Origin of the sequence: Xylanibacter muris, assembly GCF_013166605.1 — a bacterium.
Classification (GTDB): Bacteria; Bacteroidota; Bacteroidia; order Bacteroidales; family Bacteroidaceae; genus Prevotella; species Prevotella muris.
This window is the reverse complement of sequence record NZ_JABKKF010000015.1, coordinates 25955-47705: the sequence shown is the minus strand read 5'-3', so window position 1 is coordinate 47705 and position 21751 is coordinate 25955. Positions and strand designations below refer to the sequence as shown.

Genomic DNA, 21751 nt, shown 5'->3' with positions numbered 1-21751 from the left:
AAGATGTATGGCATATAATGTGAATCTTACACAGACGCTGAAAAGCCTCTTCGGTTTTGATAAATTCAAAGGCGACCAGGAGGCAATCATACGTAATGTGCTTGACGGGAATGATACGTTTGTGCTCATGCCGACAGGCGGAGGGAAATCTCTTTGCTACCAGTTGCCTTCTCTGATTATGGAAGGTACGGCAATCGTTATATCTCCGCTTATAGCTTTGATGAAGAATCAGGTGGATGTCATAACGAATCTGAGTGATGTCCGCGGGATAGCCCATTACCTTAATTCTTCTTTGAATAAGTCTGCGATCGATCAGGTGAAGGCTGATATCAGGGAGGGACGCACAAAGCTTCTTTATGTGGCTCCCGAGTCGCTTACTAAAGAGGATAATGTTGGGTTTCTCAAGTCTGTGAAGATTTCTTTTTATGCCATAGACGAGGCACATTGTATTTCGGAATGGGGACATGATTTCCGTCCGGAATACCGCCGTATCCGTCCTATTATAAATGAGATTGGGGCAGCACCGATTATAGCCCTTACCGCCACGGCTACAGATAAGGTGCGTACAGATATAAAGAAAAATCTCGCAATCATTGATGCGAATGAGTTTAAGAGTTCGTTCAATCGTCCCAACCTGTATTATGAAGTACGTCCGAAGACAAAGGATGTGGATAAGGATATAATCAAATTCATTAAGCTTCATCAGGGGAAAAGCGGTATCATATATTGTCTGTCAAGAAAAAAAGTGGAGGAGCTTGCCGCAATACTTAAAGCAAACGATATAAAGGCCGCACCATATCACGCAGGTCTGGATTCGGCCACACGTTCACAGACACAGGATGATTTTCTTGTGGAGAAGATTGATGTCATTGTTGCGACAATAGCTTTTGGAATGGGTATCGACAAACCGGATGTGAGGTTTGTGATTCATTATGACATACCGAAGAGCCTTGAAGGATATTATCAGGAGACCGGACGTGCCGGAAGAGACGGCGGGGAAGGACTCTGCATAACATTTTATTCTAATAAGGATTTACAGAAGCTGGACAAGTTTATGGAAGGCAAGCCTGTCGCGGAACAGGATATCGGACGTCAGCTTCTTCAGGAAACTGCGGCTTATGCAGAATCTTCCGTCTGCAGGAGAAAAATGCTGTTGCATTATTTTGGAGAGAACTATGATAAGGAGAATTGTGACAATTGTGACAACTGCATACATCCCAAACGGAAGATAGAGGCAGGCAAGGAGCTTGTCATTGTATTGAAATCAATAGTCGGAATAAAGGAAAACTTCCGTGTGGATTATGTGATTGATTTCATTGAAGGACGTGAGACGGATGAGATAATCGCTCATAAGCATCATAATTTGGAAATGTTTGGTGCGGGAGAGGACTCGGACGAAAAGATATGGCGTCCGCTGATACGTCAGGCTGTTATTGCCGGATATATTAGAAAAGAAGTGGAAAACTATGGATTATTGAAAATAACACCGGAAGGAAAAAAGTACTTGAAGAATCCCGTTCCGTTCATGATCGTTCTGGATGCTGAGTTTAATGATGATGGAAGTATGGCTTTCGACGATGTGAGCGGTACTGATGCCCTTGATCCGGTCCTTTATTCAATGTTGGTTGATCTGAGGAAGAAAGTCGCACGGAAAATGTCACGCCCGCCTTATGTGATATTCCAGGATGTTTCATTGGAACAGATGGCGACGGACTATCCCGTTTCAATAGAAGAGTTGAAGAGTATCCAGGGTGTTGGGGAAGGTAAGGTAAGGCAGGCGTACGCCAAGGATTTCATTAATTTGATAACGCGTTATTGTAAGGAGAATGACATTGAACGCCATGCGGACATGAGGGTGCGCACGGTGGCGAAGAAATCAATGTTGAAAGTCAGTATAATACAGAGCATAGACAGGCAGGTTCCTCTTGATGACATAGCGAATGGCAAAGGAATAGATTTTGACGAATTTCTTGACGAGGTCGATGCGATAGTCTATTCCGGTACAAAATTGAATATAGACTACTTCCTTGATGAAGTCATGGATGAGGAGCATATAGACGATATTTATGATTACTTTATGTCATCGGATACGGACGAGCTGGAAACAGCCATTCAGGAACTTGGAGACGAGTATTCCGAGGATGAGATACGTCTGGTGAGAATAAAGTTCATTTCGGAAATGGCTAATTGATGATTTATCTGGAGAAATATAGAGCGCTGGCAGGAATGTCAGCGTTTTTTGATTTCGTGTCTGTATTTTCTTGCCGTTAAAACGTATTAACTTGAAAAAGAAAATGGGTAAATATTGTAATAATATGGATTTTTTGTGCTAAATTTGCACGCAATAATTTTATAAACTATCAATATGTCATCATTTATTGCAGATAAAATCGTGATGGACGGCCTTACTTTTGACGACGTCCTTTTAATCCCTGCTTATTCAGAGGTACTGCCAAAGACAGTAGAGTTGAAAACAAGATTTTCACGGCATATAGAGTTGAATGTGCCTTTTGTCACAGCGGCCATGGATACTGTAACGGAGTCGCGGATGGCTATTGCCATTGCACGTGAAGGCGGTATAGGAGTGATTCATAAGAATATGACCATAGAGGATCAGGCCCGTCATGTGGCTATTGTCAAGCGTGCGGAGAACGGTATGATTTATGATCCGGTGACTATTCGTCGTGGTTCTACTGTAAAGGATGCCCTTGATATGATGGCAGAGTATCATATCGGTGGTATTCCCGTTGTTGATGATGATAAACATCTTGTCGGTATTGTTACAAACCGGGATCTTCGTTTTGAACGTCATCTTGACAAATTGATCGATGATGTGATGTCAAAGGAAAACCTGGTCACTACGCATCAGCAGACGGATTTGGCGGCTGCGGCTCATATCTTGCAGGAGAATAAGATTGAAAAGCTTCCTGTTGTTGATAAAAACAACCGTCTTGTAGGACTTATTACTTATAAGGATATTACAAAGGCGAAGGACAAGCCGATGGCTTGCAAGGATGACAAGGGACGTTTGCGTGTGGCAGCCGGAGTAGGGGTCACGGCGGACACCCTTGACCGTATGCAGGCATTGGTGGATGCCGGTGCCGATGCCATTATCATCGACACTGCCCATGGACACTCAAAGTCTGTGATAGAGAAGCTTGTTGAGGCAAAGCATAGCTTCCCGGGTGTTGACATTGTTGTAGGAAACGTGGCAACAGGTGCTGCGGCAAGGATGCTTGTAGAGAATGGCGCAGATGCTGTGAAGGTCGGAATCGGCCCCGGTTCAATATGTACGACACGTGTGGTCGCAGGTGTCGGAGTGCCTCAGCTTTCTGCTGTATATGACGTTTATAGTGCTCTTAAAGGAACGGGAGTCCCGCTTATCGCAGATGGCGGATTGCGCTATTCAGGGGATATAGTAAAGGCTTTGGCTGCCGGAGGAAGTTCTGTGATGATAGGCTCGCTTGTTGCCGGAACGGAAGAAAGTCCGGGCGAGACTATAATATTCAACGGACGTAAGTTCAAGAGCTATAGAGGAATGGGCTCGCTTGAGGCAATGGAGCAGAAGAACGGGTCAAAAGACCGCTATTTCCAAAGTGATACGAATGATGTTAAGAAACTTGTGCCCGAAGGCATTGCAGGAAGGGTTCCTTATAAGGGTACGGTGCAGGAGGTGATATATCAGCTTGTCGGTGGTTTGCGTTCCGGCATGGGATATTGCGGTGCGGCCGATATTGAACATCTGCACGATGCCAAGTTTACAAGAATAACGAATGCCGGTGTGCTTGAAAGTCATCCTCATGACATTTCCATAACAAGTGAGGCTCCGAATTATTCAAGACCCAATAATTAATTAGATATGTATTGTTTAGGGGTTGGCGTGTTACGACATGGTATTTTGTCATGACGTGTCGACTCCTTTTCAACTTGAAAATGAAGATAATAATGAAGAATATGTTTCTTGTTGCTGTCATGGCATTAAGCTCATCGGTGGCAATGGCGCAGAACGACCCGACAATAATGACAATCAACGGGCAACCTATATCACGGTCGGAATTTGAATATTCGTATAATAAGAACAATGCCGATGGCGTGATAGACAAAAAAACAGTGGATGAATATGTCGGTTTGTTTGTCAATTATAAGCTGAAGGTAGCTGCGGCCGTTGATGCCAGGCTGGATACTCTTACTTCATTTAAGAAAGAGTTTGCACAATACCGTGATCAGCAAATCAGACCGTCGCTGGTGCTGGATTCCGATATTGAGGCCGAGGCAAGAAAGGTATACGAGAACACTAAGAAAAATATAGGTGAGCGAGGACTTATTCTTCCTGCACATATTTTCCTGCATCTGAATCAGAATGCTGATGAAAAGGAACAGAACAGGGCGAAAATCAGGATAGATTCCATTTACACTGCATTGAAGAATGGAGCCGATTTTTCGGATCTGGCCTCAAGGTTATCTCAGGATCACGGTTCTGCGCGTAATGGTGGAAAACTTCCATGGATAGGTCCTGGACAGACATTTAAGGAATTTGAAGACAAGGCTTATGCGTTGAAAACCGGAGAAATGAGCGAACCGTTCCTGTCTCCTGTAGGATATCATATCATATTGATGAAGGACCGTAAGCAGTTGGAACCTTTTGACTCATTGCGGAATAATATAGTGAGCTTTATTGAGGCACGTAATGTGAGGGATGCCATTGCCGACAGGAAACTTGAAGAGATGGTTAAGCAGTCTGGAGGTAGATATACGAAGGAAGATTTGCTTGAATTGCGCGCTGATTCGATGCAGGCAAAAGACCAGGACCTGAAGAATCTTATACGTGAGTATCATGACGGACTGTTGTTGTATGAGATAAGTAACCGCACTGTGTGGGAGAAAGCTGCCAATGATACGGAAGCGCTTGCTTCTTTCTTTAAGAAAAACAAGAAGAAGTATGTATGGCAAACACCGAGATTTAAAGGTATGGCATACCATGTGAAAGATGCCAAGGACGTTAAGGCTGTTCAAGCCTGTGTCAGAAAACTTAAGTTTGACGAATGGGGAGATGCCCTGCGTAAGACTTTCAATAATGATTCCGTCATACGTATCCGGGTAGAGAAAGGGCTTTTCAAGAAAGGCGACAATGCTCTTATAGACCGTGAGGTGTTTGGTAAAGATACGACAGTGACGTCCTTGAAGGATTATCCGATAGATGCTACATACGGAAAGATTCTTAAGAAAGGTCCGGAAGACTATACAGATGTAAAAGGACTTGTGATTGCCGACTATCAGGATTATCTTGAGAAACTTTGGGTTGAAGAGTTGCGACGTAAATATAAGGTGGAAGTTGATGAGAATGTTGTAAAGACAGTGAACAACCATAATTGATACGAATGAATAAAACAGGTATTATACTATCTTTTGCGGCAGGCATGTTGCTTTTTGCCGTAACAGAATCGAGAGCGCAGGTTAATGTGGCTGATGACAATAGTATGGCAGACAACCATGTCAGTGTTGTTGACGAAGTAATATGGGTGGTTGGTGATGAGGCTATACTAAAATCTGATGTCGAGGCAGCCCGTGCACAGGCAATTCAGGAAGGTGCCAATTGGAATGGTGACCCTGATTGCGTGATTCCGGAACAGTTGGCTGTGCAGAAGCTGTTTTTGCATCAGGCTGCGATAGATAGTATAGAAGTGACTGAGTCTGAAATAAGCGCCAGGGTAGAGCAACAGATAGAGTTTTGGATTCAGAATGCCGGTTCACGTGAGAAACTGGAAGAGTATAGAAATGAAAGTTTGAGCCAGATGCGTAATGAGCTTCATGACATGGTGCGTGACATGTATAAGACACAGAAAATGCGTGAAGAGCTTGTAAAGGATGTCGTTGTTACACCGGCAGAGGTCCGCAGATATTTCAAGGATATGCCTTCGGATAGCATTCCTTTTGTTCCGACATCGGTTGAAGTCCAAATTCTCACCCAGATTCCGAGAGTCTCCATCGAGGAAATAAACCGTGTTAAAGATGAGTTGCGTGATTTCACAGATCGTGTAAACAAAGGTGAGTCTTCATTCTCGACTCTTGCACGTCTTTACTCAGAAGATCCGGGTTCTGCCCGCCGTGGAGGAGAATTAGGCTTTACAAGACGAGTGATTCTTGATCCTGCTTTTGCAAATGTGGCGTTTAATCTCACTGATCCGAAGAAAGTGTCGAAGATTGTCGAATCAGAGTTTGGCTATCATATCATACAGCTTATAGAAAAGCGTGGAGATAAGGTTAATGTACGGCATATATTGAAAAAACCTGTGGTGTCAGACTCTGCAATTGCGGCAAGTCTTGCACGGCTTGACTCAATACGGACGGATATCGTGGATAATAAATTTTCTTTTGATGACGGTGCTTCACTCATATCTGAAGATAAGGACACGAGAAACAACAAAGGACTTATGTTTAATGCGACGGAGGAGGGACGTACGTCAAAGTTCTATATGCAGGACCTGCCGCCTGAGGTCGCAAAAGCTGTGGACGGAATGAAGGTCGGAGAGATATCGGAACCTTTTGAGATGGTGGACCAAAGAGGAAAGACTGTCTGTGCAATAGTGAAATTGAAGAATCGGATAGAAGGCCATAAGGCAACTGTCACAGAAGACTATCATATATTGAAGAATCTTGTGCTCCAGAAACGTAAGGATGAGAAATTGCACGAATGGGTGGTTGGTAAAATTAAAAATACGTACGTCAGGATAAATGACAAGTATAAAAACTGCAATTTTGAATATCAAGGATGGATTAAATGAGTATAAGGAATATCCCAGTAATATTGTTTGGAGGGCATAGAGTCGCATGCGGTGTGATTCTATGCCTGTTTGCCCTTTGTATAGTGTATGCGCGTACACCGCAGCGTAAAAAGACATCCCGTAAGCCTAAGCAAGAAGATAACCGCGTATATCTGATACATGCTGATGTATTGCACTATAATCAATATAAGAATCCTGAAGCTCAGATATTAAACGGGAATGTGGCTTTCAGGCATCAGGGTGCAGAGCTTTATTGTGACAGCGCGTATTTTTTTGAGGCAAGTAATTCGTTTGAGGCTTTTGGCAATGTGAAGATGTATCAGGGTGACACGCTTTCGCTTTTCAGTGATTATGCTTATTATGATGGAAATGAGCAGATGGCCATGGCCCGGTACAATGTACGGCTTCATCATCGTAAGTCTGTACTTTATACCGACAGCCTGAATTTTGACAGACTTTATAACACAGGCTATTTTTTCGAGGGCGGAAAACTTGTTGACAAAGGTAATACGCTTACTTCTGACTGGGGGGAGTACAATACGGAGACCAAAACGGCCGTTTTCAATTATGATGTAAAACTGCGTAATGAAAAGATGATACTTACGGGAGATACATTGTATTATGATACGAGGTCGTCATTGGCGCATGCCGTAGGACCTTCGAATATAATTCAAGGTACAAGTAATATATATACCGAGAACGGATATTACAACACAAATCTTGAGCAGGCCGAGCTTTATGACCGTTCTGTCATGACAGATACCGGCAAGGAAATCGTTGGAGACAGTGTCTATTATGACGGTAAGGCCGGTACGAGCGAGGCTTTCGGAAATGTCGTCTATACGGATAAGATTAATAAGAATATGCTTATTGGAGATTATTGCATGTATGATGACAGTACGGGCTATGCCATGGCGACCAAGAGGGCAATGGCTGTAGATTTCTCGCAGCATGACTCTCTTTATATGCATGCCGATACATTTAAAATTTTCACGTTCAATATAAATACCGACAGTGTGTATCGTAAGATACACGCATATAATAAAGTGAGAGCCTACCGTTTTGATGTGCAGGCGGTGTGCGACTCGCTTGTATATGACAGTAAGGATTCGTGTATGACAATGTATCGTGACCCTATAGTCTGGAATAATAACCAGCAACTTTTGGGGGAGATAATAAAGGTTTATATGAAAGATTCCACCATTAACCGTGCCCATGTAATAAATCAGGCCTTGTCGGTTGAACAGATGTTCGACAGTATACATTTCAATCAGGTTTCTTCAAGAGAGATGTTCGCTTTTTTCGATAAAGGGGAGATTTATGAATCTGATGCTAATGATAATGTATTGGTGATATATCATCCTATAGATGATAGCGACTCTACTTCTACGGGATTGAATTATCTCGAGACAAGCCAGATGAAAATGTATCTTGAGAACAGAAAACTGAAAAAAATATGGACTCCTAAGGTTGAGGCAACAATGTATCCCATAACTCAGATACCGCCAGACAAGAGATTCCTTCCTTCTTTTGCGTGGTTTGACTATGTGAGACCTGTTGATAAAGAAGATATATTCAACTGGCGGGGCAAGAAGGCCGGTACGGAATTGAAGGAGGTGAAAAGGCGTGAGGCACCGTTGCAAATGCTGGATAAACCAGGGGGAAAAGAAGAGAATGCCGAAGATAAAAAGGAACAGGATGTTACAAGTCCTGTTGAAGCAAATGAAAAGAATGTTGATGCTTCCGGTGGAAAATAAGGGAATGCTTTTATAAGGATAATAATCTCATGGGACTGTTCTATAATAAGCGCCCAAGGCGTTTTAACCATAGATTTATATATGTGGATGAACGTAAGGAAAGACTACGGGCTATGGAAAGAAAGTATAAATCGGATATTAAATCATCCGATGAGAGAACAGAACCTGAGAATCTGTATTCGGGAATAGAAAAATATTCTATTGTATTTGGCCGGAAACAGAGAAAGTCGGGGGTGAGGTGTTCCACTATTCATATTATTATTGTTTTTGCGGTTATGATACTTTTTTTGTTGCTTATATTATAAAACAGAAATGAGCGATATAATACAATTGCTGCCGGATTCGGTGGCCAATCAGATTGCTGCCGGTGAGGTTATACAGAGACCGGCTTCTGTCATTAAGGAGCTGGTGGAAAATTCTATAGACGCGGGGGCTACGACGGTGAATGTCCTCGTGGTTGATGCCGGACGCACTTCCATACAGGTTATAGATAATGGAAAAGGGATGTCTGTGACAGACGCACGTCTTGCCTTTGAGCGTCATGCCACATCGAAGATAAGGAAGGCGGATGATTTGTTTGCTCTTCATACAATGGGATTTAGAGGTGAGGCTCTTGCATCCATTGCTGCTGTGGCTCAGGTGGAACTCAAGACACGTACCGATGACAGCGAGATAGGGACCGACATATCCATATCCGGTTCGAAGGTGGTGGGGCAGGAGCCTGTGGCATGTCCTGTGGGAAGTAATATGACTGTCGAGAATCTTTTTTATAATGTTCCCGCAAGAAGAAAGTTCCTTAAGACAAATGCAACCGAACTGAATAATATTATGGCGGCCTATGAGAGAATTGTTCTTGTATATCCCAATATTTGTTTTACGTTGCATAGCAATGGCTCGGAACTGTTGAATCTCCGTTCTGGAAGCTTGCGTCAGCGTATTGCCGATGTTTTTGGCAAAAGGTTTAACAATGATCTGCTTCCTGTTGCAGTGGATACGGCTATATGTAAGATAACGGGTTTTGTGGGAAAACCTGAGGCTGCACGTAAGAAAGGGGCGCATCAATACTTTTTTGTGAATGGCAGATATATGAGGCATTCATATTTCCATAAGGCTGTGATGCAGGCTTTTGACAGGATGGTGCCGGTAGGAATGCAGGTCCCTTATTTCATATATTTTGAAGTGCCTCCTACTGATATAGATGTGAACATCCATCCTACCAAGACTGAAATAAAATTTGAGAATGAACAGTCTGTATGGCAAATACTTATGGCTTCCGTCAGAGATTCTTTGGGGAAGTTCTGTGAGGTTCCGGCAATTGATTTTGATACGGAAGGTAAACCGGACATTCCGTTGTTCATGCCGTCTTCCGATGTAATACCGCCTTCTGTTTCATATAATCCGGAATATAATCCTTTTGCTTCCCATGATGAAAGAAACAAGAAGGCGCTTTCCGGTTGGGAGCAAATGTATGGCAGAAAGAACTCTGAGGATGATGCTTTTTCGGATATACAGTATCGGGAGGCTCAGGGTGATATATTTGAAATGCCACTTCAATACCAGGAACAAGATGATCCGGTTAAGAACGAAGACAATAGAGGTAATAAAAGTATAATAGAAGACAAATCTCCTGCACATTATCAATATAAGGGGAAGTATATTATGACAGCGGTAAAGTCAGGATTGATGGTCATCGATCAGCACAGAGCCGGTATACGTATACAGTATGAAAAGATATTGCGACAGATGGAGAACTGCTGTGCGGAATCTCAGAAAGTTCTTTTTCCGGAAATAATACATTTGTCACCCTCTGAAGTCCTGACAAAGAATACTGTTTCTGATGAACTTGTTCATGCTGGTTTCGACTTGACCGACCTTGGTGGAAACAGCTATGCCGTAAACGGGATACCTGCCGGCATGGAATGTATAGATTATGTGACTTTATTGCATGAGATGATTGGAGAAGTTGCTGAAATAGGCAGTGGGGCTTTAAAAAAAGTAAATCAGACACTTGCCCTGTCTATGGCAAGGTCTTTGGCCGTATCTGAAGGGGAGGTGTTGGGTAATCAGGAAATGGAATGTATTGTAAATGAATTATTTCTGTGTTCTAATGTCAATTACACTCCTGACGGAGCTCTCATTTTAAGTATTCTGGCACAAAAGGATATTGAGCAATTGTTTAATTGATAATGGTATATAGGCAATAATTATAATATAATAAGCTATAACATCAAATAATGTGTCATTTTTGAGGGCAAAAAATGTTTTTTTTAAACATTTTGTTGCACATGTAAAAATAAATGGGTAATTTTGCGCTGCAATTGTAAGTAGCAATTTAATTTAATAATTAGTATAGGTATGAAAAAATTATTAATGATGCTGGCGTTTGCCAGTGTTTCTGTGGCAGGTATTGCACAGGACAATGAATCTTCTGTACCTGCAGAGAAGTACAGTGTAGCCACAAATTCTTTTTGGAGTAATTGGTTTATCCAGGCAAATGGCACATGGACAGCTTTTTATTCAAATCAGGAAAGAGGCAAGGATTTTGCACAGAGTCCTTTCAAAGATTTCCGTCGTGACATGGGTTTCTCTGTCGCAATCGGTAAATGGTTTACACCCGGTCTCGGTCTTCGCACAAAGTTCAATGGTGTTTGGGGCAAGAGTGTGAATACAGAAAGCTGCAAAGATAATAAAGTAGACTACTGGGATCTTGAGGAGCAGATTCTGTTCAACTTGAGCAATATGCTCTGCGGTTACAATGAAAACCGTGTATGGAACTTTATTCCTTATGTAGGTGCCGGTGCTGTTCGCAATTGCACTGCAGATGTATATGCATTTGGTTTGAGCGGTGGTATTTTGAATACTTTCAGAATCTCAAATCGCTTCGCGATCAACCTCGATCTCAACTATCACATGACTGCTGATGATTTCGACGGTTCTTTCCCGGAGAGACTTGAGGGCAAGTCTGCAAGTTTTGCTGATAATGACCGTGTTTTCAGGGCTGAAATCGGTCTTACCTATAAACTTGGTAAGTCTACATGGAACAAGACGCCTGATGTAGATGCAATCAAAGCTCTTTCACAGGGACAGATTGATGCTCTTAACGCTCAGCTTGCAGACGCTCAGGATGAGAATGCCAAGTTGAAGAACATGTTGGCAAATCAGAAGCCGACTACAGAAGTTAAGACAGTGAAGGAAATTGTTGCCGCTCCTGTTTCCGTATTCTTCAATATTGGTAAGTCTAAGATTGCCTCAAGAAAAGATCTTCAGAATGTTAAGGATCTCATTGAGCTTGCAAAAGAGAACGATTCAAAGATTGTTGTTACAGGTTATGCCGACAGCAAGACAGGTAGTGCGTCTTTCAATCAGAGACTTAGCCAGAAGCGTGCTGATGTGGTTGCTGACGAGTTGGTTAAGATGGGCGTAAACCGTGACAACATTGAAGTTGTTGCAGCCGGTGGCGTTAATGTTCTTTCACCTGTATCTTACAACCGTCGTGCTACAATCCAGATTAAATAATCAGGATAAAGACATATAGATATTATAAATATAAAAAGGCTTGTATTTTTATGTACAAGCCTTTTTTAATAATCGTCTGTTTCTTTTTATTGTATATATCGTATAATCAATAATATAATGTTATTGTAATATGTTGTTAAACAAAGGTTAAAAACCATAAACTATAGGTGTTGTTTTTACAAAAATAACTAATTTTGCAGACGATTTTGACGATTAATGGTGGAAATGGATACTCTTAAGGTGTATATAAGGTTTTTTACACTATTTGTTATGGGGTTGTTCTTTCGGGTAACATCTGTTTGTAATGCTCAGGAGGTGCTTGGGACATCCGGGCTTATGAATATTCCCACGGCTGATATGTATAAGCCTGGTACATTTAAAGGTGGTGTCAGTTTTGTACAACGTAAGTTGCATTCTGACGTATATGATTATAATACTGGTATTTATTATATAGACTTTACTCCATTTCCGTTTGTTGAATTGACTTTCAGGGAAACCCTTCTTAAGGTCTCGAAAGGAGGCCGTAATGAAGGTAAGAAAGGCTTTTATCAGCAAGACAGATCTACCAGTTTGAGGCTTAGGCCGGTAAAAGAAAAAAACAACAGGTGGTGGCCTGGCGTTGTAATTGGTGTAAACGACATATATTCAGATCACGGTGGTAGCCGTTATACTTCTGTTTATGGAGTTGCGACCAAACATTTTGACGTTTGCAGATTCGGACGGTTAGGACTTACATGTGGATATGCCGCTCCTTTTGATGATGGTGTTGCATACGATGGTATTTTTGGAGGAATGGCTTATTCGCCGGACTTCTTTAAGGATATGAGTGTCGTTATAGAATATGATACGCGTGGTACTAATATTGGAATATCGGCCAAATTATTCCGTTGCTTGAATGTGATGTGTTTTACAAGAGAGTTTGAAGGAGTAAATGCCGGATTGAGTTACATGTATACGATAAAGTATTGATATAATGAGAAGATTGTATGTTGTGTCGTTTTTACTGCTGATACGGATGCTTTCTCTTGCTGCTCAGGCAGATGCAGGGATATCTTCTCAGGAGGTGGCACATGAGTTGAACAAATCCGGTCTTGAGAATGTGAGTGTGGCTGTTACAGACAGTTGCGTGTACGCCTCGTTTACGGATGTGACTTATCGTGGAACATACAGGGGTGCGGCAGAGGCTATAAAAATAATAAACGGCTTTTATCCGCGGAGGATTATAAGAATTGCGGTCTTTGAGAATATGGTGCCTAAAGTGGCAATATCTGCGTGCTTATCCGATTCTGTTTGGAATATACGGGTCGGGTATGATTCGAAAGAGATAACAAGGAAATTAACAGAATCCGCGCTCGTAGGGAAATCATACGGGAAAGTGGATGTCTCTCTATATCCTATAGTTACCTTTCAAAATAACAGGTTGGATAAACTGTGTGAATATTCAGTGAGTTTTGCTCCTTCGTTTGAAACCACTTTGTGGTGGGGAAACAGGATATATTTACAGCCTGTACTTCCTGTCATACACAACTTGGAGCGGGGAAACACCAACCGCTATATTCATATCGGTGCAGCTAATATACGGCAGGATTTTGTGAACAGTGCCCGTTGGCATGCCACGGCAGCATTGGGATTCTTTCTTGGTGACAGAGTAGGGGCGCATGCGGAGATTGGGTATAGGTTGAACGGATATATTGATGTGACGGCCCAAATGGGATATACCGGTGCCGCTTATGTTGATAATAACGGTTTTACTGCAACGAATTGGAATCGGGTGAATGCCATGATGAAGTTGGATTATTATGAATCGTATACAGGTATGCGGCTGTCAGTGAGCGGAGGACGTTTCCTTTATGGGGACTATGGAGTGAGGGTTGATGTTGCCAGACATTACAGTGATTATTCCATAGGTCTGTTCGGAATACTTACAGAGGGTGAGCATAATGCCGGTTTTTGTTTCGCCATACCATTTGGCGGAAAGAGCCAAAGGCGTGACGGGTTTGTGAGAGTCAGACTGCCTCAGTATTTTGACTGGCAATATAACATGGTATCATATTATGAGTATGAATGGAATAAAATGGGACGCCAATATGAAACTCGTCCTGATGAGAACTATTCCGCTCATTATTGGAAAGCTGCTTATATCGAGACTTATATAAAGAAATGTCTTGATGGCAGTGTTAATTAATTTAAAAGTGAGATAGAATAATAATTATTAATTAAAAATTTATAGAAAAATGAGGAAATTAAATTTTCTTTTCGGTGTAATGGCTTTTGCTGTAGCCGGACTTTTTACTTCTTGTGGTGACGAGGCTACCATATCAGGTCCGAAAGTTATTGAGCAACCGACACTTGGTGATACAAAGACATTGTATGTCAGTACGAATGATGTTTATGCAAAGGTTGAGTTTGGTAACAAAGGCAGCAATGGTAAGACTGTTGTTTTAAGCGACGTGCAGCCAACAGGAACACTTAGAGTGTCTGCAGACGGTTATCGTACGGTTGAGAAAGATATCGATTTCGGTTCCAATGACAATATGTCTGTAGAAATTACTCTTGTAAAGGAATCAAAAGAAACAAAGGATCAGGCAGAGGTATTGGGTCAGAATGCTGATGTGACAGTTGGCAATGATGCTCCTAATAAGGAAACTTCAGATGTTGATGCTGAGATTACTGTTTCTGCAGGTACAACAATAACAGAAGGCAGTAGCAGTAATCCTTTCTCTGTTACAGCGTTTATTCCAACATCAGATGATGTTGCAGAAGAAGAGGGTGATAATGTTGACTATTCTGTAATAGCATTGGATTGTGAACCTTCAGGTGTTAAGTTTGATACTCCTGTAAGGCTTACTGTTACAACAAAGCATGATTTGACAGGACTTGAGATAGAATGCTATAATAGTAATGATCCTAATCCTGTTCGTGCAGATATTAATGGTAAGACTGTTTCTGCAGAAGTAGGCCACTTCTCTGTATGGAGTTTCCTTGCAAAAATTGCGAATCATGATGTTGAGGAAGGTGAAGAAGTTGTTGCTTCAAACAGTATTTTGGCAAATGAAGGCCAGAACCGTATTAATTATACACAGAAGGTTGGTTATGAGACTGTTGAGACAAATAGTCTGCTTCTGAACTATCTGAACAATCATTTCGGTTCAAGAGTCAAGACTGTGAATAAGACTACTTCTTTCTCATCGACAGGTTATGGTTCTGCTACATACACCATTAAGCAGGCTTACAAGAAGTATACGTTCAAATGCGGTGATAAAACTTTCACAGCAAAAGTTTATGGAAACGCTACTGTAAATGTGACTATTAAGGCTGATACATCTGGTCACTCAGGTGGTTCTGCACAGTAATTTATAATATAAGATTTTTATACGGTAAGTCCGGAGTTGTGTAAAAACGGCTCCGGATTTATTTTATATGACAGTTTGTTTTTGTTGGTAGTTTTTTTATAGTCTGCAATGTGGATAATGTAAACGACCCCTCCAGCTCCCCAAAGGGAGGGAAGAAGCCCTACCTGACCTCCCCGAAGGGATGGAAAGGGATAGAATGTGTAGGTATCAGGTGTGTATGCCGACCCCTGCCCCATGTAGGGACATCGCTTTGCGATGTGTCCAATGTATACTACAAACAGAGCTTATCCGTTGGAGGGATGTTTCCGCCTGACACGTACCAAAGGCACGTCCCTACATGTCGGATGAAAGCCCCTCCTGATCTCCCCGAAGGGGAGGAAAAGGGATTGTGTAGGTATCAGGCGTTTTTGCCGAATCCTGCCCCATGTAGGGACATCGCTTTGCGATGTGTCCAATGTATACTACAAACAGAGCTTATCTGTTGGAGGGATGTTTCCGCCTGACACGTACCAAAGGCACGTCCATACATGGAGGATGAAAGCCCCTCTTTCCCTCCCCGAAGTGGAGGAAAAGGGATGGAATGTGTAGGTATCAGGTGTGTATGCCGACCCCTGCCCCATGTAGGGCATCGCTTTGCGATGTGTATTGTGTTTTTATGTCATATTTTATCCCCCGGCTTAATCCCCATATATTTCTGATGAGGCATAATTTTGTTGAATATTGATGTGAAAAACAAAAAAGTTTTGTTTTGTGTGAAAATAATTGCGAAAAAGTTTGGTGGTTTCAGAAAAATGTCCTACCTTTGCACTCGCTTAAAAGGAACAAGGGCGTTTAGCTCAGCTGGTTTAGAGCATCTGCCTTACAAGCAGAGGGTCGGCGGTTCGAATCCGTCAACGCCCACTTCCTTATTAAAGCAACGGTACGTAATGCCGTTATATAAATGCAACGGGCGTTTAGCTCAGCTGGTTTAGAGCATCTGCCTTACAAGCAGAGGGTCGGCGGTTCGAATCCGTCAACGCCCACTTTTGGAGTCCTGCTATATCGACAGATATGGCAGGACTTTTTGATGTACTATAAACTTTTAATGAAACTTTTGCCTATAAGTCGAATTTAATGATTAACTTTGTGGCCTAAAAATGATTTAAGTAAGGATATATGGAATTTGACGTATTGACAGCCATCTCGCCTATTGATGGTCGCTATAGGGGAAAGACCGAACCTCTTGCGCTTTATTTTTCAGAGTATGCACTTATCCGTTATCGCATAAAAGTTGAAATAGAGTATTTTATTGCGTTATGCGAGTTGCCTCTTCCACAGTTGAAAGACTTTGACAACAATCTTTTTGAACAGCTTCGCGACATATACCGCAATCTTACTCCAGAGAATGCACGTCGTGTGAAAGATATAGAAAAAGTGACTAATCATGATGTAAAAGCCGTTGAGTATTATATTAAGGAGGAGTTTGACAGGATAGGCGGTTTGGATAACTTTAAGGAATTCGTTCATTTTGGTTTGACCTCTCAGGATATCAACAATACCAGTGTGCCTTTATCTGTAAAAGATGCTTTGGAAGATGTCTTTTATCCTTCTGTTGAGGAGCTGATAGAACAGCTCCGTGCATATTCGGAGGAATGGAAAGATGTTGCAATGCTCGCAAAGACTCATGGTCAGCCCGCTTCTCCAACCCGTCTTGGAAAAGAAATAATGGTATACGTCTATCGTCTTGAGCTGCAGTTGGCTTCCTTGAAGTCTGTGCCGGTTACCGCCAAGTTCGGTGGCGCTACAGGTAATTACAACGCTCATCATGTGGCATATCCGGAATTTGACTGGTGTGCATTCGGTAATGCTTTTATCAGCGGGAAGCTTGGTTTACAGCGTGAGCAGTATACTACACAGATAAGTAATTATGATTATCTTGGAGCTATTTTTGATGCAATGCGTCGTATAAACACTATTGTGATAGATCTTGACCGTGACTTCTGGATGTATATATCCATGGATTATTTCAAGCAGAAAATAAAGGTCGGTGAAGTGGGATCAAGTGCGATGCCGCATAAAGTCAATCCTATAGATTATGAGAATAGCGAAGGTAATTTGGGCATATCAAATGCCATGCTTCAGTTCCTTGCAATGAAGTTGCCTGTAAGCCGTTTGCAGCGCGACCTTACCGATTCCACAGTTTTGCGTAATGTCGGTGTTCCGATGGGACATAGTCTTATTGCTTTCCAAAGCACTTTGAAAGGACTTCGCAAGCTGATTCTTAATGAAGGAAAAGTTGCGGCTGATCTTGACAATACATGGGCGGTTGTGGCAGAGGCGATCCAGACTGTTCTGCGTCGTGAGGCATATCCTCATCCGTATGAGGCATTGAAGTCGCTTACGCGTACGAATACCCAGATGACGGAAGCCACAATACATGATTTTATAAAGGGGCTTGAAGTAAGCGATGAGGTAAAGGCCGAGTTGATGGCAATTACTCCGCATAACTATACTGGAATATAATTAATTCTGAAAATCAGCAATCAATAATAAACAATACATAAAACAAAACAAGTGGCCGTGAGGCTGTATTTAAATTAAAACGATTATGGATTTTGAAAATGAAAAGAAGCCGGAGGAAATGTTAAATGAGCAGAATGCCGGCAGCCGTGAAGGTTATCAAACGTCAGGTCAGACAGGAAATTATCAGAGCTATCGTACTCCGGGGCGTTCTCCACGTCCGCGTATTCACCAGTCGCGTCCTTACAACAATCAGCGTCCCGGTTATAATAAAGGCGGCAATGATGACGGTGGTTTCCGTCCGGAAGGATTCGGAGCTGGCCTTCAGTCCGGTGCTCCACAGCGTCAGTATCGTCCGCGCTATAATAACAATAATGCGGATGGCGGCTATCAGCAGCGTGGCGGTTATAACAACAACCGTGGCGGCTATCAACAGCAGGGTGGTTACAACAACAACCGTGGCGGCTATCAACAGCAGGGTGGTTACAACAACAACCGTGGCGGTGGCTTCCGTCCCCGTTATAATAACAATGGTGAAGGTGAGGATAATACAGGTTATCAGCAGAGCGGTTACGGTCAGCAAGGCTATAACAACAATCGCGGCGGTTATCAGCAGCGTGGCGGTTATAACAACAATCGTGGCGGTTACGGTCAACAGGGCTATAACAACCGCGGTGGTTATCAGCAGCGCGGCGGTTATAACAACAATCGTGGCGGCTACGGTCAACAGGGCTATAACAACAACCGCGGTGGTTATCGTCAGCATTCTGCGGATTATGATCCTAATGCAAAGTACAGTTTCAAGAAGCGTATAGAGTATAAGGAGGAGAATTATGATCCCAATGAGCCTATACGTCTTAATAAGTTCCTCGCAAATGCCGGTGTATGCAGCCGTCGTGAGGCGGATGAATTCATCCAGGCAGGGGTCGTTAGTGTAAACGGAACCGTTGTTACAGAACTTGGAACGAAAGTCCTGCGTAACGATGTGGTAAAATTCCATGACCAGATTGTCAATATCGAGAAGAAAGTATACGTGTTGCTTAACAAACCGAAGGATTATGTGACCACGAGCGATGATCCCCAGCAACGCAAGACCGTTATGGATATTGTAAAGAACGCATGTTCGGAGCGTATATATCCTGTAGGGCGTCTCGACCGCAATACCACAGGTGTGCTTTTGCTTACCAATGACGGCAATCTTGCAAGTAAGCTGACACATCCGAAATTCCTAAAGAAGAAGATTTACCATGTATATCTCGACCGCAATATTACGGCTCACGATTTACAGCAGATACGTGACGGTATAATGTTGGAAGACGGAGAGATTAAGGCTGATGCTGTCGAATATGCCGATGCGACCGATAAAAAACAGGTAGGCATTGAGATTCACAGTGGAAAGAATCGTATTGTAAGGCGTATATTCGAAAGTCTTGGCTATAGGGTAACAAAACTCGACCGCGTGCAGTTTGCCGGTCTTACAAAGAAAAACCTCCGTCGCGGTGACTGGCGTTATCTCACGGAAGAGGAGGTTGACCGCCTTCGCATGGGTGCATACGAGTAAGAATAAAAAACATATACTAAACAGGAATCGGAGAGTTAAGCCTTTAATGGCTTAACTTTTCGGCCTTATAAAAACAAGTATAATATGCAAGAGATTAAGAGAACAAAAGTTGTTGATGCTCTCAGACGTACTGATTTCGGAGCAGAGGTTAACGTAAGAGGATGGGTTCGCACTCACCGTAGCAGCAAGGCAGTAGACTTCATTGCCCTTAATGACGGCTCGACAATAAAGAATATCCAGATTGTGGTTGATCCGGCAAAGTTTGACGGTGATATGCTCAGGCAAATCACAACAGGTTCATGTATAAGTGCCACGGGCGAGCTTGTGGAAAGTCAGGGAGCAGGCCAGACGGTAGAGATACAGTGTCATGAACTGAAAATCTATGGAACATGCGGCAGTGACTATCCTATGCAGAAAAAAGGCCAGAGCTTTGAATACATGCGTCAGCATGCCCATCTGCGTTTGCGTACAAATACATTCGGTGCCGTAATGCGCATACGTCATAACATGGCTATAGCCATCCATAAATATTTCCATGACCATGGATTCTTTTATTTCCATTCTCCGCTTATCACAGCCAGCGACTGTGAAGGGGCCGGCCAGATGTTTCAGGTCACTACAAAGAATCTCTATGACCTCAAGAAAGACGCGGATGGAAAGATTATCTATGATGATGATTTCTTCGGTAAGCAAGCCTCTCTTACTGTAAGCGGACAGCTTGAAGGTGAGCTTGGCGCCACGGCTTTGGGAGCAATTTATACTTTCGGTCCGACATTCCGAGCCGAGAATTCAAACACTCCGCGTCATCTTGCGGAGTTTTGGATGATAGAGCCGGAGGTTTCGTTCATCGACTTGAACGGCCTTATGGATCTTGAGGAAGATTTCATCAAATACTGCGTACAGTGGGCATTGGACAATTGTCAGGACGATCTTGAGTTCCTCAACAAGATGATAGACAAGACTCTTATAGAGCGTCTTAAGTCTGTTGTAGACGAGTCTTTCGTACGTCTGCCTTATACCGAGGGTATTAAAATCCTTGAAGAGGCAGTGGCAAACGGGCATAAGTTTGAGTTTCCCGTAAGCTGGGGCACAGACCTTGCAAGCGAGCATGAGCGTTACCTTGTGGAAGAGTATTTCAGGAAACCTGTGATTATGACAGACTATCCTAAGGAAATAAAGGCATTCTATATGAAGATAAACGACGATGGCAAGACCGTTCAGGGTACAGACGTGCTGTTTCCGCAGATAGGCGAGATTATAGGCGGTAGCGTACGTGAGGAAGACTACGACAAACTTATGGCGGAAATATCCGAGCGTAATATCCCGATGAAGGATATGTGGTGGTATCTTGACACGCGTAAGTACGGCTCATGTCCTCATGGAGGTTTCGGTCTTGGCTTTGAGCGTCTTATTCTCTTTGTCACCGGAATGCAGAATATCCGTGATGTCATTCCGTTCCCGAGGACACCGAAAACTGCAGAGTTCTGATAAAGGAATGGCCGTACGTCTTTCTTCTGTCATGGACGTCAGCAGAAAGTGTGGCATTATATAAAATGTCCGGAAATCCATTAAAGAGATTTCCGGACATTTTATATAATGCCATATATTTGATGATATGAGCTTATATATTCAATATCTGATTTGCATGTTCCTTTACTTTTATTTGTTTTGGAGTGATTATATGTTCCACTATTCCTTCCCCGTTTATTATGAACGTTGTACGGAACACTCCGAAATATTTTCTGCCGCACATGCTTTTCTCGCCCCATACCCCGAAAGTCTCGGCAAGAGAATGGTCAGTATCGGCTATCAGATGAAAAGGAAGTCCGTGTTTTTCAATGAATTTCTGATGAGACTTTTCATCGTTAATGCTGACTCCGAGTATTTCATATCCCTTGTCGAGCAGAGCCTGATGATTGTCGCGCAGGCTGCATGCTTCCGATGTACATCCGGGAGTCATGTCTTTGGGATAGAAATACAGCACAAGTTTTTTTCCCGAATAGTCGCTTAGTCTGATCTCGTTGCCGTTCTCGTCACGTCCGAGAATTTCCGGTGCTTTGTTTCCAATTTCAATCATAGCTGTAGTTATTGTTGTTTTTTATATCAGTGAAAATGTTTTCTGTTATTTGAAAACGACAAGAATCTCCTTTTATTGTTTTTTTTCTGCTATTATGAAAAATATATTTGCGGATTATACTACTTTGACATAAAAAACGTATATTTGTAGCCTGTTATATTATTGTATGGCATACGGGCCTCGGTGTCCTTTTTCAAGTCTCGTGC

General features: G+C 42.6%; 14 protein-coding genes and 2 tRNA genes. 15 read left to right on the top strand and 1 reads right to left on the bottom strand.

Annotated elements, in window-relative coordinates; translation table 11 throughout:
- Window positions 1-7: 7 nt before the first annotated feature.
- The 15 genes from recQ to asnS all read left to right on the top strand — a co-directional run bounded on the left by recQ (window position 8) and on the right by asnS (window position 20956).
- Window positions 8-2191, top strand: coding sequence for a DNA helicase RecQ (gene recQ, locus HPS56_RS12120; RefSeq protein WP_172277041.1), 2184 nt, complete (start codon window positions 8-10; stop codon window positions 2189-2191).
- A 174-nt stretch (window positions 2192-2365) separates the two neighbouring features.
- Window positions 2366-3853, top strand: a complete 1488-nt coding sequence (guaB, locus tag HPS56_RS12115) for an IMP dehydrogenase (RefSeq protein ID WP_172277038.1) — start codon at window positions 2366-2368, stop codon at window positions 3851-3853.
- Window positions 3854-3945: 92 nt separating this feature from the next.
- Complete coding sequence (locus tag HPS56_RS12110; protein WP_172277095.1) at window positions 3946-5373, top strand: peptidylprolyl isomerase; 1428 nt, start codon at window positions 3946-3948, stop codon at window positions 5371-5373.
- Between the two features lie 5 nt (window positions 5374-5378).
- Complete coding sequence (locus HPS56_RS12105) at window positions 5379-6782, top strand: peptidylprolyl isomerase (protein WP_172277035.1); 1404 nt, start codon at window positions 5379-5381, stop codon at window positions 6780-6782.
- On the top strand, window positions 6779-8539 hold the full coding sequence (locus HPS56_RS12100; RefSeq protein WP_172277032.1) for an OstA-like protein: 1761 nt from the start codon (window positions 6779-6781) through the stop codon (window positions 8537-8539). Before HPS56_RS12105 ends, HPS56_RS12100 begins: the two co-directional genes overlap by 4 nt.
- A 312-nt stretch (window positions 8540-8851) precedes the next feature.
- A complete protein-coding gene (gene mutL / locus HPS56_RS12095) occupies window positions 8852-10723 on the top strand; it encodes a DNA mismatch repair endonuclease MutL (protein WP_172277029.1) in 1872 nt (623 codons plus the stop codon).
- Between the two features lie 171 nt (window positions 10724-10894).
- Complete coding sequence (locus HPS56_RS12090; protein WP_172277026.1) at window positions 10895-12055, top strand: OmpA family protein; 1161 nt, start codon at window positions 10895-10897, stop codon at window positions 12053-12055.
- Window positions 12056-12325: 270 nt separating this feature from the next.
- Window positions 12326-13024, top strand: coding sequence for a YjbH domain-containing protein (locus HPS56_RS12085; RefSeq protein ID WP_172277023.1), 699 nt, complete (start codon window positions 12326-12328; stop codon window positions 13022-13024).
- Between the two features lie 4 nt (window positions 13025-13028).
- Window positions 13029-14240 carry a YjbH domain-containing protein gene (locus HPS56_RS12080; protein WP_172277020.1) on the top strand — a complete coding sequence of 404 codons (1212 nt, stop codon included), beginning with the start codon at window positions 13029-13031 and terminating at the stop codon, window positions 14238-14240.
- A 49-nt stretch (window positions 14241-14289) separates the two neighbouring features.
- A complete protein-coding gene (locus tag HPS56_RS12075) occupies window positions 14290-15408 on the top strand; it encodes a PEGA domain-containing protein (RefSeq protein ID WP_172277017.1) in 1119 nt (372 codons plus the stop codon).
- 825 nt (window positions 15409-16233) lie between these two features.
- Window positions 16234-16308 (top strand) — tRNA-Val (locus HPS56_RS12070).
- A 47-nt stretch (window positions 16309-16355) separates the two neighbouring features.
- Window positions 16356-16430, top strand: a tRNA-Val gene (locus tag HPS56_RS12065).
- 133 nt (window positions 16431-16563) lie between these two features.
- Entirely contained in the window at window positions 16564-17910 is a 1347-nt protein-coding gene (gene purB, locus HPS56_RS12060; RefSeq protein WP_172277014.1) for an adenylosuccinate lyase, read from the top strand.
- An 85-nt stretch (window positions 17911-17995) separates the two neighbouring features.
- Entirely contained in the window at window positions 17996-19468 is a 1473-nt protein-coding gene (locus tag HPS56_RS12055; protein WP_172277011.1) for a pseudouridine synthase, read from the top strand.
- An 84-nt stretch (window positions 19469-19552) separates the two neighbouring features.
- On the top strand, window positions 19553-20956 hold the full coding sequence (asnS, locus tag HPS56_RS12050) for an asparagine--tRNA ligase (protein WP_172277008.1): 1404 nt from the start codon (window positions 19553-19555) through the stop codon (window positions 20954-20956).
- Between the two features lie 133 nt (window positions 20957-21089).
- Here asnS and bcp read toward each other — a convergent pair whose 3' ends face one another.
- Window positions 21090-21542, bottom strand: a complete 453-nt coding sequence (bcp, locus tag HPS56_RS12045; protein ID WP_172277092.1) for a thioredoxin-dependent thiol peroxidase — start codon at window positions 21540-21542, stop codon at window positions 21090-21092.
- Window positions 21543-21751: the final 209 nt, after the last annotated feature.

What these genes read in the sequence shown, in the direction of transcription:
- HPS56_RS12080 (WP_172277020.1), top strand. Translation starts at nt 13,029, where the DNA reads ATGAGAAGATTGTATGTTGTGTCGTTTTTACTGCTGATACGGATGCTT.
- HPS56_RS12055 (WP_172277011.1), top strand. Translation starts at nt 17,996, where the DNA reads ATGGATTTTGAAAATGAAAAGAAGCCGGAGGAAATGTTAAATGAGCAG.
- HPS56_RS12105 (WP_172277035.1), top strand. Translation starts at nt 5,379, where the DNA reads ATGAATAAAACAGGTATTATACTATCTTTTGCGGCAGGCATGTTGCTT.
- mutL (WP_172277029.1), top strand. Translation starts at nt 8,852, where the DNA reads ATGAGCGATATAATACAATTGCTGCCGGATTCGGTGGCCAATCAGATT.
- purB (WP_172277014.1), top strand. Translation starts at nt 16,564, where the DNA reads ATGGAATTTGACGTATTGACAGCCATCTCGCCTATTGATGGTCGCTAT.
- recQ (WP_172277041.1), top strand. Translation starts at nt 8, where the DNA reads ATGGCATATAATGTGAATCTTACACAGACGCTGAAAAGCCTCTTCGGT.
- HPS56_RS12075 (WP_172277017.1), top strand. Translation starts at nt 14,290, where the DNA reads ATGAGGAAATTAAATTTTCTTTTCGGTGTAATGGCTTTTGCTGTAGCC.
- HPS56_RS12110 (WP_172277095.1), top strand. Translation starts at nt 3,946, where the DNA reads ATGAAGAATATGTTTCTTGTTGCTGTCATGGCATTAAGCTCATCGGTG.
- HPS56_RS12090 (WP_172277026.1), top strand. Translation starts at nt 10,895, where the DNA reads ATGAAAAAATTATTAATGATGCTGGCGTTTGCCAGTGTTTCTGTGGCA.
- HPS56_RS12085 (WP_172277023.1), top strand. Translation starts at nt 12,326, where the DNA reads ATGGGGTTGTTCTTTCGGGTAACATCTGTTTGTAATGCTCAGGAGGTG.
- guaB (WP_172277038.1), top strand. Translation starts at nt 2,366, where the DNA reads ATGTCATCATTTATTGCAGATAAAATCGTGATGGACGGCCTTACTTTT.
- HPS56_RS12100 (WP_172277032.1), top strand. Translation starts at nt 6,779, where the DNA reads ATGAGTATAAGGAATATCCCAGTAATATTGTTTGGAGGGCATAGAGTC.
- asnS (WP_172277008.1), top strand. Translation starts at nt 19,553, where the DNA reads ATGCAAGAGATTAAGAGAACAAAAGTTGTTGATGCTCTCAGACGTACT.